The sequence below is a fragment of the Dysgonomonas sp. BGC7 genome (assembly GCF_001261735.1).
Lineage (GTDB): Bacteria > Bacteroidota > Bacteroidia > Bacteroidales > Dysgonomonadaceae > Dysgonomonas.
The window spans coordinates 293,322-309,735 of the sequence record NZ_CVRP01000006.1; the positions used below are offsets into that span (position 1 = coordinate 293,322).

The 16,414-nt window shown below is 37.6% G+C and carries 13 protein-coding genes and 2 riboswitches; of the genes, 10 read left to right on the forward strand and 3 right to left on the reverse strand.

Features of this window, described 5'->3' with window-relative positions:
• Positions 1–44: 44 nt before the first annotated feature.
• Positions 45–2,252 (reverse strand): anaerobic ribonucleoside triphosphate reductase, encoded by a 2,208-nt coding sequence (locus tag BGC7_RS05040; RefSeq protein ID WP_050700464.1) that lies wholly within the window; start codon positions 2,250–2,252, stop codon positions 45–47.
• 119 nt (positions 2,253–2,371) lie between these two features.
• Positions 2,372–2,631: riboswitch (cobalamin riboswitch) on the reverse strand.
• Positions 2,632–2,872: 241 nt separating this feature from the next.
• A riboswitch (cobalamin riboswitch) is annotated at positions 2,873–3,057 on the forward strand.
• 152 nt (positions 3,058–3,209) lie between these two features.
• Between BGC7_RS05040 and BGC7_RS05045 the strand changes: the two genes are divergently transcribed.
• From BGC7_RS05045 to BGC7_RS17595, 3 genes are all read left to right on the forward strand, one after another.
• On the forward strand, positions 3,210–4,058 hold the full coding sequence (locus BGC7_RS05045; RefSeq protein ID WP_050700465.1) for a threonine/serine exporter family protein: 849 nt from the start codon (positions 3,210–3,212) through the stop codon (positions 4,056–4,058).
• Positions 4,059–4,060: 2 nt separating this feature from the next.
• A complete protein-coding gene (locus tag BGC7_RS05050) occupies positions 4,061–4,561 on the forward strand; it encodes a threonine/serine exporter family protein (protein ID WP_050700466.1) in 501 nt (166 codons plus the stop codon).
• A 66-nt stretch (positions 4,562–4,627) separates the two neighbouring features.
• On the forward strand, positions 4,628–4,849 hold the full coding sequence (locus BGC7_RS17595; protein ID WP_082206477.1) for a cysteine-rich CWC family protein: 222 nt from the start codon (positions 4,628–4,630) through the stop codon (positions 4,847–4,849).
• A gap of 146 nt (positions 4,850–4,995) precedes the next feature.
• Here the strand turns inward: BGC7_RS17595 and BGC7_RS05055 are convergent, their stop codons facing one another.
• Entirely contained in the window at positions 4,996–5,565 is a 570-nt protein-coding gene (locus tag BGC7_RS05055; RefSeq protein WP_087880044.1) for an RNA polymerase sigma-70 factor, read from the reverse strand.
• A gap of 223 nt (positions 5,566–5,788) precedes the next feature.
• Here BGC7_RS05055 and BGC7_RS05060 point away from each other — a divergent pair, with 223 nt between their 5' ends.
• The 7 genes from BGC7_RS05060 to BGC7_RS05090 all read left to right on the forward strand — a co-directional run bounded on the left by BGC7_RS05060 (position 5,789) and on the right by BGC7_RS05090 (position 15,704).
• Positions 5,789–6,790, forward strand: a complete 1,002-nt coding sequence (locus BGC7_RS05060; RefSeq protein ID WP_050700467.1) for a FecR family protein — start codon at positions 5,789–5,791, stop codon at positions 6,788–6,790.
• Positions 6,791–6,915: 125 nt separating this feature from the next.
• Complete coding sequence (locus tag BGC7_RS05065) at positions 6,916–10,287, forward strand: TonB-dependent receptor (RefSeq protein WP_050700468.1); 3,372 nt, start codon at positions 6,916–6,918, stop codon at positions 10,285–10,287.
• 25 nt (positions 10,288–10,312) lie between these two features.
• Positions 10,313–12,094: a RagB/SusD family nutrient uptake outer membrane protein gene (locus tag BGC7_RS05070; protein WP_050700469.1), complete on the forward strand. Its 1,782-nt coding sequence runs from the start codon at positions 10,313–10,315 to the stop codon at positions 12,092–12,094.
• A gap of 16 nt (positions 12,095–12,110) precedes the next feature.
• Positions 12,111–12,884 carry an endonuclease/exonuclease/phosphatase family protein gene (locus BGC7_RS05075; RefSeq protein WP_050700508.1) on the forward strand — a complete coding sequence of 258 codons (774 nt, stop codon included), beginning with the start codon at positions 12,111–12,113 and terminating at the stop codon, positions 12,882–12,884.
• Between the two features lie 7 nt (positions 12,885–12,891).
• Positions 12,892–13,677 (forward strand): hypothetical protein, encoded by a 786-nt coding sequence (locus BGC7_RS05080; protein WP_185112947.1) that lies wholly within the window; start codon positions 12,892–12,894, stop codon positions 13,675–13,677.
• Positions 13,678–13,682: 5 nt separating this feature from the next.
• Complete coding sequence (locus BGC7_RS05085; protein WP_050700471.1) at positions 13,683–14,471, forward strand: endonuclease/exonuclease/phosphatase family protein; 789 nt, start codon at positions 13,683–13,685, stop codon at positions 14,469–14,471.
• Positions 14,472–14,489: 18 nt separating this feature from the next.
• Entirely contained in the window at positions 14,490–15,704 is a 1,215-nt protein-coding gene (locus BGC7_RS05090) for a hypothetical protein (RefSeq protein WP_157258665.1), read from the forward strand.
• A gap of 103 nt (positions 15,705–15,807) precedes the next feature.
• Here the strand turns inward: BGC7_RS05090 and BGC7_RS05095 are convergent, their stop codons facing one another.
• The gene (locus BGC7_RS05095; protein WP_050700473.1) at positions 15,808–16,410 is read right to left on the reverse strand and encodes a transglycosylase domain-containing protein; all 603 of its coding nucleotides are present in this window, start codon (positions 16,408–16,410) and stop codon (positions 15,808–15,810) included.
• Positions 16,411–16,414: the final 4 nt, after the last annotated feature.

Below are 16,414 nucleotides of genomic sequence, written 5' to 3' on the forward strand. Positions count from 1 at the left end.
TAAAAAATACTCTCTGCTTGGTCTGATTCAACTCTTAAATTACATTATTCGTGAATAATTCTGTCATTCAATTCAGCTAGTTTTGCACTATTCCACCTATCGGTTGTTCCCACAAGGTATCCTGTTATACGTTGCAGGCGGTCTATTTCTTCACTTCCGCATTTAGGGCATTTTTCCAATCGACTGTCTGCATTTTCATACCCACATTTGAGACAACGGTTGCGATTGTGATTTACCGATGCGTAACCCATATTATATTTATCCATCATGTCTACCACAGTCATTATGGCTTCGGGGTTGTGAGTAGCATCACCATCTACCTCCACATAAAAGATGTGTCCTCCACGGGTGAGGTCGTGGTATGGAGCCTCTGCTTTTGCTTTTTGGTGTGCGCTACATTTGTAATAGACAGGTACATGGTTCGAGTTGGTGTAGTATTCCCGATCGGTAATGCCTTCGATCAGACCGAAGTCTTTTCTATCGCGTCGGGTAAACCTCCCTGCAAGTCCTTCGGCAGGGGTAGCCAGAATACTATAATTGTGCTGGTATTTTTCCGAAAACTCATTCGCCCGGTCTCGCATATATGTGACAATTTCCAAGCCCAACTTTTGAGATTGCTCATCTTCCCCATGATGTTTACCTGTCAGAGTAACCAACGCTTCGGCAAGCCCGATGAATCCGATACCCAGTGTACCTTGATTTATGACTTTTTCTATAGTGCCTTCATTTTTAACCATTTCGCAACCTTCCCAAAGAACAGACATTAATAGAGGAAACTGTTTTGGCGCGGCTGTTTTCTGAAATTCGAAACGCCTGTGCAGTTGCATTGCAGCAAGGTCGAGGGTTTGATTTAGTTTGCTGAAGAAACATTCGATGCGTTCTTTCTCATTTTCTATATTCCGGCATTCCAAGGCTAGGCGAACAAGATTGAGGGTGGAGAAAGAAAGATTGCCTCGTCCGATAGATGTTTTCTTGCCAAAGCGGTTTTCGAATACACGTGTACGGCAACCCATTGTGGCCACTTCGTACTCGAAACGGCGAGGATCGTCCGCTTTCCATTCTTCGTGCTGATTGAATGTGGCATCGAGATTCAGGAAGTTTGGAAAAAAGCGGCGGGCACTTACTTTACATGCCAATAAATAAAGGTCATGGTTTCTGTCTTCGGGCAGATAGCTTACTCCTCTTTTCTTTTTCCATATCTGGATTGGGAATATGGCTGTGACTCCGTTGCCTACACCTTCGTATGTGCTATTCAGCAACTCTCGGATAATGCAACGGCCTTCGGCAGAAGTGTCTGTTCCGTAATTGACAGAACTGAATACGACCTGATTACCTCCACGTGAATGTATGGTATTCATATTATGAATGAATGCTTCCATCGATTGGTGTACACGACTGACTGTTCGGTTGATGGCATGCTGTATAATTCGGTTGTCTCCGCTCAGACTGTCTAATGCTTTTGGGTAATAGTCCTGTATCTCTACACCGTACAGATGTTCGTATTTCTGTCCGTTGATTTCTTCCAGCACCTTGACTTCTTCTATATAGCTCTTTCTTACAAATGGAGCCAGATAGAAATCGAAAGCAGGAATGGCTTGTCCTCCGTGCATTTCGTTTTGTGCAGTTTCTAAGGATATGCACCCTAGCATACTGGCGGTTTCTATGCGCTTTGCAGGACGAGATTCTCCATGACCGGCATTGAATCCATGTTGTAGTATCTTGTCCAGCGGATGTTGCACGCAGGTAAGACTCTTGGTCGGGTAATAATCTTTATCATGTATGTGCAGGTAATTTAGTCGGACGGCCTCTTTTACTTCGGGCGATAATAGATAGTCGTCGACAAAAGGCTTAGTGGTTTCGCTTGCAAACTTCATCATCATGCCAGCAGGTGTGTCTGCATTCATGTTGGCATTTTCCCGTGTAATGTCGTTCGATTTGGTTTCTATGATTTCAAGAAACATATCCCGGGTTTTAGCCTTGCGGGCAATGCTACGTTTGTCTCTGTATGCGATGTACTTTTTAGCAACCTCTTTGCGGGGGCTTTTCATTAGTTCCATCTCTACCATATCTTGTATTTGCTCTACGGTCATTTGTTCCCTGCCCTGACAAGAAACATAATCGGTGATGCGTCTGATAATAGTGGTATCTTCTCCCTGTTCGGTGTGTAGCATGGCTTTGCGTATTGCCGCCATGATTTTGTCTTCATTGAAACCGACTATGCGTCCGTCTCTTTTTACAACTGTCTGAATCATATCCTTTATTGTTATACTTTAATGTTTCAACTCGGAATATAACTGACGGAAGCCTGAAAAATACACGATGATGTTTGTGTCTACAAAGTGGTCGTATATTCTTTTGCTTTTCTCCCGAAAGCTATGAATCTATATGCGGCAGGTCTTCTGACTTATTTCAAGTTAAACGCCTTCCCGTCTCGTCAGTCATCAGTTGCCAGTCATCAGTTATCAAACTTATTTGTTGTTAACTGTTTACTGCTAACTGTTCACTGTGTCAGACAGTGGCGTGAGAGTTTAACTCTGTTCCGAAATTTTACAGCTACGGGGATAGTTCACGATTTTCACGCGATTCCCTTTTAATTCAATTTTACTTGAAACCGTATATGCCAACAAAGGTATATTTTTATTTGATATAATTATTCAATTGTATATTATTTATATTTATAAAAATAAGAAAGTTTTCCATTTTGTTTTGTATTTATCTGTTTATTAGATTGTTTTATTTTATTAATTGTTCAAAAGTTTTCTAAATTATAATTTTATAAGTTTATCTATGCACTATAGAAGCAAAATATTTTTATTAAGATGATTATTCAATTATTTTTTATATACCTTTGCGCTACAGAAGTTCTTTATCATAATTCTTCAACCGCTAAGGTGCCTCTGATAAAGAGGAGAATAGGGAATCACGTGAAAATCGTGAGCTGTCGCGCAACTGTAATCGCCGCGAATGTTTCTATTTATTATCCACTATCTTGCAAAGATGGGAAGGGGAATAGAAAAGGTGAGAGTCAGGATACCTGCCTTAGATTGGATTGACAATGCTTCGCGAAAAAGTATTATGTCGAATGATTCCTGTTATTTTCACATTCTGTGAGAATGTAAATCTTTTCTGTCATATTTATTTTGCTGCATTGAGAAGTTCGAAAAGAGCTTTTTACATCATTATTTATTAATCGTAAAAAGTTTTAGAAAATGCGAACAAAAGATTTTGATTATCCGCGTCATGATAGTCAAAGTAAAACAGAGATTGTTAATGCTCAGTCCATTACAGAGAGTATTCCTATTAAGGAATTTGCCGATATGCTGCTTGATGTCAGTACGTTGCTATTAGAGTCGGGAGCGCATTGTGAGCGCATCAACCGCAACGTTCAGCGAATGGCACAAAATACAATTTATAACGTAGAGATGCTGATCTCATTTACTGCCATTTCTATTTCGGTAACCGACAAAGACAATTCTGCAAACTCTATTACCGGAAACAAATCTATAAAGCATCACGGTGCCCACTTTGGTGTATTGACTGATACAAGTCTGCTTACATGGAAGCTGGCAGATAGTGAGATTTCATTAGAAGAATTGCGCAATCAGTTACAGTGTCTGAAAACATCATTCAAATATCCGAGATGGCTTGTTCGATTAAATATTGGTGTTGCCTGTGGATGTCTTTGTTTACTTGCCGGAGGGAATTGGGTAGATGCAGCTTTTGCTCTATTTGCTTCGATAGCAGGTCTTATCGTTCGTCAGGAAATGATAAAATATGGTTTCAATTTGATGGTGTCTATTCTTTGTTCAGCATTTATAACCACATTAATATCAGGATCGAATGCCCTTTTCTCGTTAGGGAAAACTCCGGAAACGTCAATAGCTACAGCTGTTCTTTTTCTTATTCCCGGAGTGCCCTTAATCAATAGTATAATAGACATTCTGGAGGGGTATATTCCTACCGGAATAGCCCGGGGAGCATTTGGCGCATTTATTCTCTTGTGCATTGCTGTTGGCATGTTTCTTAGTATGGCTCTGATAGGTATTAATAATTTTTAGTTATGCTGGTAGATATTCTGAGAGATGCTTCTTTAAGCTTCTTTGTGGCAATAGGATTTGCCATGTTGTTTGAGACTCCCAAAAAAGGCTTGTTGATGGCAGGTCTTCTGGGCGGATTTGGTCATGCTATTCGCTTTGCTTTGCTGCAATTGGGCTTCGATATGGTTTTTTCCACACTGTGTGGTACAGTAAGTATCGGATTGGCTGGCATTTATTTTGCACACAGAGTACATATTCCCCCGGTTGTATTCACTTTGCCCGCATGCATCACTATGATTCCGGGATTGTATGCATATAAAACAATGCTGGGCTGTATTAGGATATACGAAGAGGGTATGACTGGAACAAGGAGTGCTTTTCTGTTGCAAGATACAGTATATAATTTTATTCTTACATCTTCCCTTCTGTTTTGTCTGGCAATAGGCATTTGCATTGCAGCCCTTATCTTCAGACGGAAAAGCGTGAAGAAGCTGAGGGGTAAAGGCTTTTTTAGAATCAGGTAAAAGTATCGGTTGTATAAACCAACTATTAATATTATTCTTTTTATAAACTTAAATAACAAGATCGAAATGAAAAAAATATGTCCACGTTGTTCAACAAGTTTTGCTTGTCGCGAAGATCGCACCGATTTGTGTCATTGTACACGTATCTATTTATTCTCGGGAGTACGGGATTATATTATAGATAATTATGAAAACTGTTTATGCCCGAAATGTTTGAAGGAAACTAATTCTAGTTTTCACTCATTCGGAATTAATCCAAAATTTATACTAAAAAGGAGTGAAGGATAAGATAAGTTGGTTTTTTCCAATATTAGAGAATTGTCCTCCTCTTTTAGTAATTTGACACTACTAAGTTCTTTTCTGTAATTATGAAATTTGGATTTCTATAATTTATATAGGAATCCGGATTTCATTTTTATATCAATAGTCAATGATTAGTTTCCTTTGCCGTTGATAAGTTCGAGTAATAGTAGCAAGATAGGATAGTTGTATTTTGCATTGGCAAACATGTAATCACGAATTTTTTTGAATGCAATACCCATCTGGTTTTCGACGGTTTTTATTGAGATGTGTTTTTTCTCTGCAATTTGTTTATAGGTTAAATTGTCGCTTTTAGATAGTAAGAATATGTCTCGGCACTGAGGAGGTAGCGTTGCTATTGCATCTAAAAGAGTTTGAATCAATTCCTCTATTTGGAATTTCTCAGCTTCATCATCCTTTTCTATTAATTGACTTTCAAACCATTTTTCGAGTATTTTATACCTGTTAACCTCGTCCCTATGATAATTTAATATCTTGTTTCGGGCAGACTTGAATACATATGCCTTGAAATGAGATACTTCTATAATGTCTTTGTTCTCCCATAATCGAAGAAATACTTCTTGAACTATATCTTCAATTGTCTGAACATCTTTTGTGTAAAAATTGAGATACTTGCACAACGGATCAAAATAGGCATCATAAAATTCCTTGAAATTGTGAATATTGATATTGCTTCTGTCCATATTGCTCTGTATGAATTTAGAATAAACTACCCAAAAGTAAATATTTTTTACATATATATTATTTCGGTATTGTTAAATGTCTATTTTTTAATGGTTAAGAGGTCGGTTAACCGTTGTTAACACATGAAGGAGGAGTTATTTCTTTATGAAAAATAAAGATAAGCGAAAATTTCTTTAGGGGTATTTTTATTTGACGTGTCTTTTATATAAACACGAAAGGAATATGATTGATCCGTATATATTAATTGCTAAAGAATTAACAAGTATAATTACTTTAGATGAGACTGTTCTGTTGGAGGAATGGCGTAGCAAGTCAGCAGAAAATGAAGAAGTGTATCAGGATATGAGAGAGAGTTGGTTTCTGATCAACGCATCTTCTCACTGGGTTATGCCGGATAAAAGAGATACATGGAATGAGATAGAATATAAAATAAATAATCTTGACCAGTCCTCTGTAAAAACATATACAAAAGCGACGCTAATAAAGATGGCGAGTATAGCTGCGTCTATAGCTCTCATTGTTGCAGTGGGTATCTCGTTCGTATATCAGTATAAAATGCAGCCATCAGAACAAATTGTACAGGTGAATACACCCAGAGGTCAAAAATCGGAAATCGTACTTCCCGATGGATCTAAAGTATGGCTCAATTCAGGATCATCCCTTTCTTATAGTACCGATTATGGAAGAGATTCAAGGACAGTAGGACTTTATGGCGAAGCATTCTTCGATGTTGCTTCAAACAAAGAAATACTATTCAATGTGCTACTTGATGGCGGGCTAAAAGTGCAGGTGCATGGTACTCAGTTTAATGTAGATGCTTATCCCGGGACTAAAGATATAACAGTATCATTACTGGAAGGGTCTGTCTCTCTTCTGACTGACACGCCAGATGCAGAGAAAAATGCAATAATGCTTAAGCCGAACGAGAAAATTGTAATGAACAAAGAAACATATACATATAAACAAACTCCTTGCGATGCTGAGTTAGAAAGCTTATGGCGACTAGACCGCTTGAAAATAGAGCAAGCAACATTAGCGCAGATAGTGGAGAAAATGGAACGCTGGTACGGAGTGGATATACATATGAAAGGAAATGACAGGGGAAAGCTTTACTGGTTGACAATAAAAACAGAATCGTTGACAGAGATGCTCGAGCTCATAAATAAGATAACCCCAATAAACTATTCAATTAAGGGAGAGGAGGTGACCATAGAATATAGATAATAAAGAAGCTACTTTTTGTCAATCAGATTCCGGTAAAAATAAATAAGAATCAGATTTTGTAATCTGCTCACTTTACTCATTTTTTAATAATAAGGCTATTATTTATTTACTTTAAGAATATTGCTATGAACAATTTAAAATCTAGCTCTTTTGCATTACTTATGCTTTTAATGATGTGTATACTGTGTACAACGTCCTTGTACGCATTATCACAAGAAACACCCAAAATAAAGATAAGCACTAAAGATATTTCACTAAAAGAGTTTCTTCACGAAATAGAGCAAAAGACAGACTATACTTTCATATACGACAACTCTATAAATATGAATTTGGTTATGTCTGTCAACTTAAATCAGGGTAGTGTTCCCGAGATACTTGCCACAGCCCTGAAAGGAACAGGAATTTCTTATCAGATAGCAGGCTCTCAAATCATTTTGAGAGATATAAAAAGCACTACTAAGATAAACGACTTAAATCAGACAAAAACAATAAATGGAACAGTTATTGATGAGCAAGGAGATCCACTCATAGGAGCAACAGTAAAAGAAAGGGGAACACAAAACGGTACTATTACCGATATTGATGGAAAATTTAGTATAAATGTATCTCCGGGTAGTATTTTAGAGGTTGTATATATTGGTTATATCACTCAGGATATAAAAATAGGAAATCAAACATCGCTCTTAGTAAAATTGATTCCTTCGTCAAGAGATCTTGAAGAAGTGGTAATTGTAGGCTATGGTGTGCAAAAGAAAATAAACCTGACAGGAGCTGTTGGGGTAATAACTTCGGAAGACATATCGAAACGACCAATAACTAATGTTTCTTCAGGACTTCAAGGGCTTGTCCCCGGTATGACAGTTACAGCTAGCGCTAATGGAGGTCTGCCCGGACAATCAAATGCTTCAATACAGATCAGAGGAGTTGGCTCTCGTGGAAATAATAGTCCATTGATACTTATTGATGGGGCTGAGGGAGATATGAATATTATTAATCCAAATGACATTGAGAGTATATCAGTCTTAAAAGATGCTGCTTCTGCTGCTATTTACGGAAACAGGGCTGCTAACGGAGTAATACTGATCACTACTAAAAGTGTGCAAGGGAAAGAGCGTGCTCCCCGTATCAATGTAGATACCTATATTGGATCTCAACGACCAACCAAAATGCCTAAAATGGTAGATAGTCCTACATTCATGGCTTGGGAAAATGAGGCTCAGGCTAATGTGGGAGGAAATCAAAACTATACACAAGCAGATATTCAGAAGGCAATAGATGGAACCGACCTTAACTACTATGCTAATACAGACTGGGTAGATGCTACATTCTTGTCATCTGCTCCACAATATAATCTGAATCTTAGTGTAGATGGGCAAGCTAAAAATATGGGCTATCTTATTTCTTATGGATATTTAAATCAGGAAGGTTTGACTGTTGGAGAATCGACAAACTCTACCCGGCATAATATTCGACTGAAACTACACACAAAAGTAGCCGAACGATTCGAAATTACTGCTAACATGGGCTATATAGATAGAAATTTTACTGCACCTAATGCTGCATTCGAAGCCGATGGAGGAGTATTGTATAATGCAATGAGAACCCGCCCTTTGGTTCCTGTTCGTTTTACAGATGGTAAATGGGGATATGGCGGTGGACAAAGCAATCAGGTAGCCTATCTTACTGATGGTGGTGCACAGAACTTTTCTTCACAGGAGTTTACCGGGAATTTTCAATTAAAAGCTAATATATTGAAAGGGTGGACAGCCTCAGCCAACTATATTACTCGTCAGTCCAATAGCTATAGAGAGTTGCTCAGTAAAACAATTCGTTTCTACTATCCGGAAACTGAAAATTTATGGTATACAACTAATACACCCAACTCGATTGAAAACAGAGATTACCGCACATTGAGTCAGAACATATTTCTACAGACTGATTATCAAATTAAACTAGGAGAACATTCAGTACAAGCAATGGCCGGTTATCAGCAAGAATGGCAAAAGTCTAATCAATTTAATGCGTCGAGAAAAAATCTGATAACTGAAAAAGACCCGGTACTCGATTTCGGATCAGCTGACACTCAGGCTAATTCAGCTGTCGCTAATCATTGGGCTATGAGATCTGCTTTTGGTCGTATCAACTATAACTTTAAAGAGCGCTATTTATTTGAAGCTAACTTGCGCTACGACTTAACATCTCGTTTTATTAAAAAGAACCGATCAGAATGGTTTCCTTCTTTTTCGGCAGGATGGCGTATCTCAGAAGAAGAATTTATGAGTTCAACTAAGGGGTATTTAGATCAGTTGAAGGTACGTGCATCGTGGGGAATATTAGGTAATCAATTCTCTACAGGATCAGATAATTATCCTTATATGTCACGTATAGCTTATGTGACTGTTCCTACTATAGGTGCTATAGCCAATGACGGATATGCAGAGTCTTATATTGGGAATCCGGCGTTGTTATGGGAAATGTTATATACAACTAATATTGGTTTAGATGTCAATCTATTCAATAGTAGACTGGTATTTACTGGAGACTATTACTATCGTGAAACTCGAAGAATGATATACCAGAGAGAATTGCCGGGAGTAGGAGGATATCCTTCTACGATGGATGAGAATGGAGGTAAGATGCAGAATAAAGGTTGGGAGATTCAGTTAGGCTGGCAAGACAAAATAGGAAAGGATTTTAGTTATGGTATGACTTTTTCGTTGGCTGATGTGAAAAATAAGATTACCGAATGGGAAGGTGTTATAATTGGTAGTAACAATGTAACTAAAGTAGGCTATCCCAATCAGGCTTTGTATGGACTAATAGCCGAAGGAATTGCTGTACCTTCCGATTTCGAAAAATATAATCCTGCAACAGGTAAATATGAGAATCCAAAATTCCCCATTCTGTCAGGTGATGCAGGTCTGGTTCAACCCGGCGATATCAAATATAAGGATTTGGACAAAAGCGGTAGTATAGACCTTGATAATGATCGTGCAGTCGTTGGTAGTTCTATTCCTCGTTATACTTATTCTTTTAAAGGAGACATGTCCTATAAGGGTATTGATTTTAGCTTCCTTATACAAGGGGTCGGTAAAGTTGATGGATATATTTATGGTCCGGCTCGTCATGCATTTACTGACCAGTCTACCTATCCTCAATGGTTCCATGCTGATCGGTATCAGGCATCAAATCCGAATTCTAATGCAAGTTATCCGAGGTTTACATATAACCAGAGCTACAATCAGCGATTCTCTACATTTTGGGTGGAAGATGCTTCTTATTTGCGCTTAAAAAATATTCAGGTAGGGTATACTTTACCTATCGGACTTACAAAGAAAATAAGAATTGATAAGTGCCGTTTTTATGCTTCAGCAGATAACTTACTGACTATCTCGGACTATTTTTCTTCAGCAGATCCAGAACGGCCTATTCAGGCTGGAGGAAATTACCCTCAGATAAAGACCTTTGTTTTTGGTGTAAATATTACTCTTCATTAATGCTAATATTTAAAAATTACTGAATATGAAAAAGAATATAATATATAGTCTGATATTGGTTCTATCCTCTTTCTTATTTTCTTGTAACGATAGTTTTTTGGAAAGAGCTCCGCTCGATGAATTATCAGATGATAACTTTTGGGAATCGGAGTTGCAGATAAAAAATGCAGCAAATGCTTGTTATTGGGCATTGATAGGGAAAGATTTACCTATCAATATCTCAGAGGGTTTGAGTGATAATGCGCCTTGGTATACTATGACAGGGTGGAGACAGATTGGGAGTGGATTGTACGGATCTGATTTTAGCTTATTAGATACAAGATATAAAGATGCCTATAAGCAAATGAGACGATGTAATTACTTCCTCAAAAATTATGAAAGAGCAACTACTGTAGATCCTAAATTATTGAAACAGTATGCAGCAGAAGTTCGTTTTTTAAGAGCTTTCACATATTATTATCTTACATGTTTTTGGGGAGATGTTCCATTCACCACAGAACCTATTACTATCGGCGATGATGCGTTAATGGCACCTCGTACTTCTCGTGCTGATATTGTCGATTTTATGTTACAGGAATTGAGCGAGGCCGCAAAAGACTTACCTAAATATATAGAACCGGGTACAACTAATTTTGGGCGCATATCGGGTACCGCTGCTAAAGCAATGGAAGCACGGGTTGCATTGCAAAATGAAAGATGGAAAGAAGCAAAAGAAGCATGTGAGGCTGTAATGCCTGGAGGAGAATATGCTTATCATCAACTCTATTCAACAGGCCGCCCGAAGCAAGATTATTTTGATCTTTTTACTTTCGAGGGCCGTGCTTCTCGTAAACCTAGCAATAAAGAAGCTATCTTATCTTATGTTTTCAATTTCGATATAGCTTCTCCTACCAGACACAACCTGAGTAGAGAACTTCAGGTACCTGACCAGATTGTACGTTTCAATCCTACAAAATCGCTTGTGGATAGTTATTTGTGTATAGACGGCTTGCCTATAGAGAAGTCTCCTTTGTATAAAGGGAATGGAACTTACATACCTGCTTATAGTGCTTATGACAGTGTTTTTGTGAATAGAGATCCTCGTTTAAAACAATCAATCGTATACCCCGGATACAACAAATGGTATGGAAAGGTAGATGGAAGAGGTACAGCTAATGCAGCCAACGATGCTTCAAAAACAAATGTATTCAAATCTCCTAAGTTTAATAATGATGGTAAAGGTGCTGTAACATATACGGGGTATTATTCACTAAAGTATTGTGAGCCATCTAAAGTACCTGTCTATAATCAGGATGATAATGATATTATCTTTATCCGTTATGGAGAAGTGTTACTTAATTACGCAGAAGCTATGTATAACCTTAATCAGTTGGATCAGACCGTTATCGATAAAACAATTAATCTGCTTCGAGATCGGGTTGGAATGAAGCGAATGGTAATAAGCGAACTGGAAGCAAATGGCTTAGATTTGAAGGCCGAAATGCAGCGGGAACGCCGTGTGGAATTTTTTATGGAAGGGCAAAGATGGTACGACCTTATCAGATGGAAGCAAGGTTATGAGCTGGGGGTTGACAAATCGGAGTCGGCAATAAATCAGGAAAAAGGTATTATAAAAGGTATAAGGAGAGATTATGCTTATGATCAGTCTGTATTCTCTGCTACAACTAAATTTGATGCTAATGGTTTCCTCATTTTCGATGACTCGCGTGTTTTCACTAGCCCTAAAAACTATCTGTTTTCTCTTCCGTACCGTCAAATGGAACTGAATCCTAATTTAAGACCAAACAATCCGGGTTGGGATGATTAATACAACTTATATCATTATGGATAAGATAAAGTATATAGTCTTTCTGCTCCTATGTTTCAGCTTTTATGTACAGGTGAATGCTCAGACTTCGATTCGTATATTGAGCATTAATACTCGAATGTCGGGGCAGATGGTCAGTTATAGTGTGACTCCATTCAAAGACTATATAAAACAATACGATCCTGATTTTGTCATGCTACAGGAAGTCGATTATCGTACTGCTAGAAATAATGGAAGAGATTTCTCTACCGAATTGGCTTCCGAGTTGGGATATTTTTCTGCCTTTGGTTATGCCCTACAATATGTTCAGGGGGAATATGGTGTTGCCATACTCTCTAAATATCCGATAGAAAAAATTGCCAATACACAGCTGACAGGTAATGCTACGGAGATGAAAGAGAAACGTACTGTTCTATATATTGATGTTATTATGCCTACAACAGAAAAGAAAGTCCGGATGGCTGTAACGCATCTCGACCATTCGACCGACGCAGTTCGTTTGTCGATGGTACAACAGCTTAATGCTGCTATTGGAACAAGTGTACCGACTCTGTTGACAGGAGACTTTAATGCAAAGCCTATAGAATCGGCAATAAGTATGGGAATGGTGTCGTGGCAGAGAATATGTAATGACAATTCGACATATCCAGCCTCGTCTCCTTCTAGTAAGATAGATTACATATTTGCTAAGCCAATAGATCGTTGGACGGTAAAATCATTTCGTTTGCTGACAAATACATCATCTATTACCGACCATTGTGCACTGTTAGCCGATGTAGAACTTAATTGACTTTATTATGAATAGGATGAATATATATTCGACTGTTTTGTTTTTCTGTATCTTTTTCATGGCCTGTTCAGGTAGCGATGATATAAAACCTGAGAATCCCGAACAACCCGAAAAGGAATGGGATAAAACCCGTACAGCGAAGATCGAGTTTATTTCGGATCTGACAAACAAAAGTCCTTATACAGAGAGTAACTATTCTGTAGTTGCTTCGTTTATTGCATCAAAGAATGACAGGCATATAACAATTTTGGATAAGGCGAATGTGACGTTTGAAGCAACGAGAGTAAATTGGGGAGCAAAAGTTGCTGTTCTTGCAGAAAAATATCCTGTTTTTGTTCCTGTTTCAAAAGCTTCTACAGAATACATTGGCAGTAGTGTATTATCTGTGGCTACAGTACCACAAATGGAACAAATAGTAGTGGCAAAGGCATGTAGAATGTTGCCAATGTCTATTAATATAAAACAGGGGCTTGCCGCAAAGGTTGCATTACTGTCTTTCAATGAAGAGAGTCAGATAAATGCTTCAGTAAACTTGTTTAAGTCGGCGCAGGCTACTTCTATACCTGTTGTTGGCACTGTTAATAGAAATTTGATGCCGGTGTTAAAGACGCAGTTGGAAATAGTTCTTGGTGCAGATTCTTATAATATTGATATTGTAGATAACGTCAATGTTAATACAGAATACTGTGTATATATATTTAGTCCGCCAAAATGGAAGTTCCGAGATTTTGCTGAGACAACAATCAGCGGAAATATTAAAAGTCTTATGCTACAAGTAGAATTGTTAAAATAAACAATATGAAAAAAGAAATTCTAATTACTAAACTTATATGCTCAATGCTGCTTATTCTGTTGGTGAGCGCATATGGACAGGAAAAGGATACACTGAAAATATTGTGCTATAACTTACGCTTTGGAGAACTTGCATCTCTGACCGAATTGGCCGAATTTATTGAAAAAGAGAATCCTGATATTGTCGCTTTACAGGAGGTTGATGTTTTGACTAAAAGGGAGAGAGCTCCTCTTCAGAATGGAAAGCATTTTATCTCAGAGCTCGGTTTCCGAACTAATATGTTCTCTCTGTATGGAAAAACGATCCCCTATGCAGGAGGTTATTATGGTATAGGTATTCTATCAAAGTACCCCTATCTGTCTGTAGAGAGAATACTATTGCCAATGCCGCAAGGAGCTAAAGAACAACGTGCCTATTTGGTAAGTGAAATAGAATTGCCAAATAATAAGACCATCACATTTGTGAGCACTCATCTGGATTATACAACATCAGCTGTCAGGCAGGCTCAGGTAAAAGTGATCAACGATGATCTCTTGAAACGAAATGGACCGATTATTTTATGCGGAGATTTCAACGCAAAACCCGACTCTAAAGAGATTGCTGAGGGAATGAAAGATTGGATAGAGACTACGAGTATGGATTACACTATACCTGCTAAGGCTCCGACCTCTAAGATAGATTATATATTCTGTTATCCATCCCATGAGTGGAAAGTGATAAGTAATGAAACGCCTAAGGTACAATTCTCAGATCATCTTCCCGTAGTCTCGACATTAGAACTGATTTCTAAATAACAATAAATATTATGTAATATGAAAAACAATAAATATCTACTATACAGATTGTTAATGTTGCTCTTTATACTGATTGGGGTAGTAGCATGTAGTGATGATAAAGAAACAATAGACTATACAGACAATAGTGCATTTCCTCCACCTGTTGTGACTATTACATCAAAGACCTCATTGGATGAAGTTGAGTTTCGAAAGAGCCAGACTGTAACAGGTACAATAGAATCTAACAACGGCTTGCGTGATATCTATGTTACACTGTTGAAGCAAACAGATAATGGCTATGAAGAAATAAACAGGAATCTAAGGGTGTATAATCCTCTTGATAATTTTCCCAGCGAGTTAGATTTCTCTATCGATATTACTATATCGCAACGGCAGACTGCTGCTATAGGAGTATTTGCCACTGACATTTACACTAAAGTTGCTACACAACAAGTTATTGTTACCAGCTTGGTAGGAGTGCCGGAAGGTAAAGCTACCATTTTCGATAATATTGAAATGGCTCCGGAATGGGAGAGCCCTGATAATCCTACTCAACCATATATATTCTCGTTTGGAGGTGTAACTGTCGGAGGAAAAGTAAAACATGTCTTAAGCTTGAGTGATGTTGCCAACTCTACAGAAGGTAGTATTGACTTTGCATTTGCTAACTTCTGGCGTAATCAAACTTTTGGCCTGATTTCGAATAGAGGTGTTGGTTTTGCCAGTGCAGATAGAATTGGATCTGGAACTGTAGGTAGACAGGTCGACGATCCTTGGTTATCCGGTGCAACAAAAAATGCTGTATTCTTCAAAATCATCTCAGCAGATTTGGTTACCTCTTTAGGCCTAAACAACTTCTTTGAGACCACTACCGGGGATTGGGAAACATACGAACTCCTTGATAAGTTGAACTCTTATGTTACTGGTACAGCAACTGGTGATAAACAATTGCTACAGCGTATAGGGGCTTCCTCTGACAATAGTACTACTCCTGCTCTTCAGATAGTAGATGGTACATATATAGCTATCCGACGTCAAATATCTTCGACATCTAAGTATGGAATCATTAAGGTGGTTGATGCAGTGGATGATACCCCTACACTAAACAGTAGTAATAAAATCTTAGGTGTCACAACTGGGTTAGGGGTATCTTCTTACTATAAAGGGCCCGATCTTGCCGGATTTGATTATACAGGTGTTACAAAACTATATGGACAGAAATGTAAATTGAAAATAATAATCCAGGAATAAGATTTGTTCGTTGAGGACACATGTTTCTGATTAATTTACTGTTGCTTTCAGGCTATTCTTTTTGGAGAGTAGCCTGAATCTTAAAAAATAGATAAAGTCTGTTTCAATAGTTTCTATGTTTTATTCTCATGAGATTCATTTCATTTATAATCGCGTCGGTTTTGCTTTTCAATTCGCTTGTATTCCTTTTTTTGTTGTAAAAAGAAGGATTTTCCATTATTAATATAAGCTCTATGTATTCAGTATCAGTAAGATTGTTTATTTCTTTTTCAAAATAGTATTCAGAAGCTTGAAATACCCCTACCAAATTATATAGCATATATGTTTGAGATGCATAATAATTCAAACATTCTTTTTGACTTACTTCATTTTCTAGCCAAAATGTAAAACTGATTAAGTGTATATTGTAAATTAAAGACATGTTATAGCCTGCTAGTCTACAAGGGCATTCAGAATCAGTATCCATTTGTTTGACTAGATAGTAAAATTGTCCTTTATTTAAAGACTGAGGATGTATTATATTGTATAGTTCATAAAATCTTTCGGGCAATCCTTGTGATGATTTTATTGTAGAAATAATTTCTTCTCTGTCTTTTACTGATATTCTCCAATAGGCTGATTTTGTAAAATAGATATAGCCAAATAATATAGCTATTGAAAAAATAGCAAAGAAGATTAGGTATTTCTTTTCAAAAGGCTTCTTCATGTTG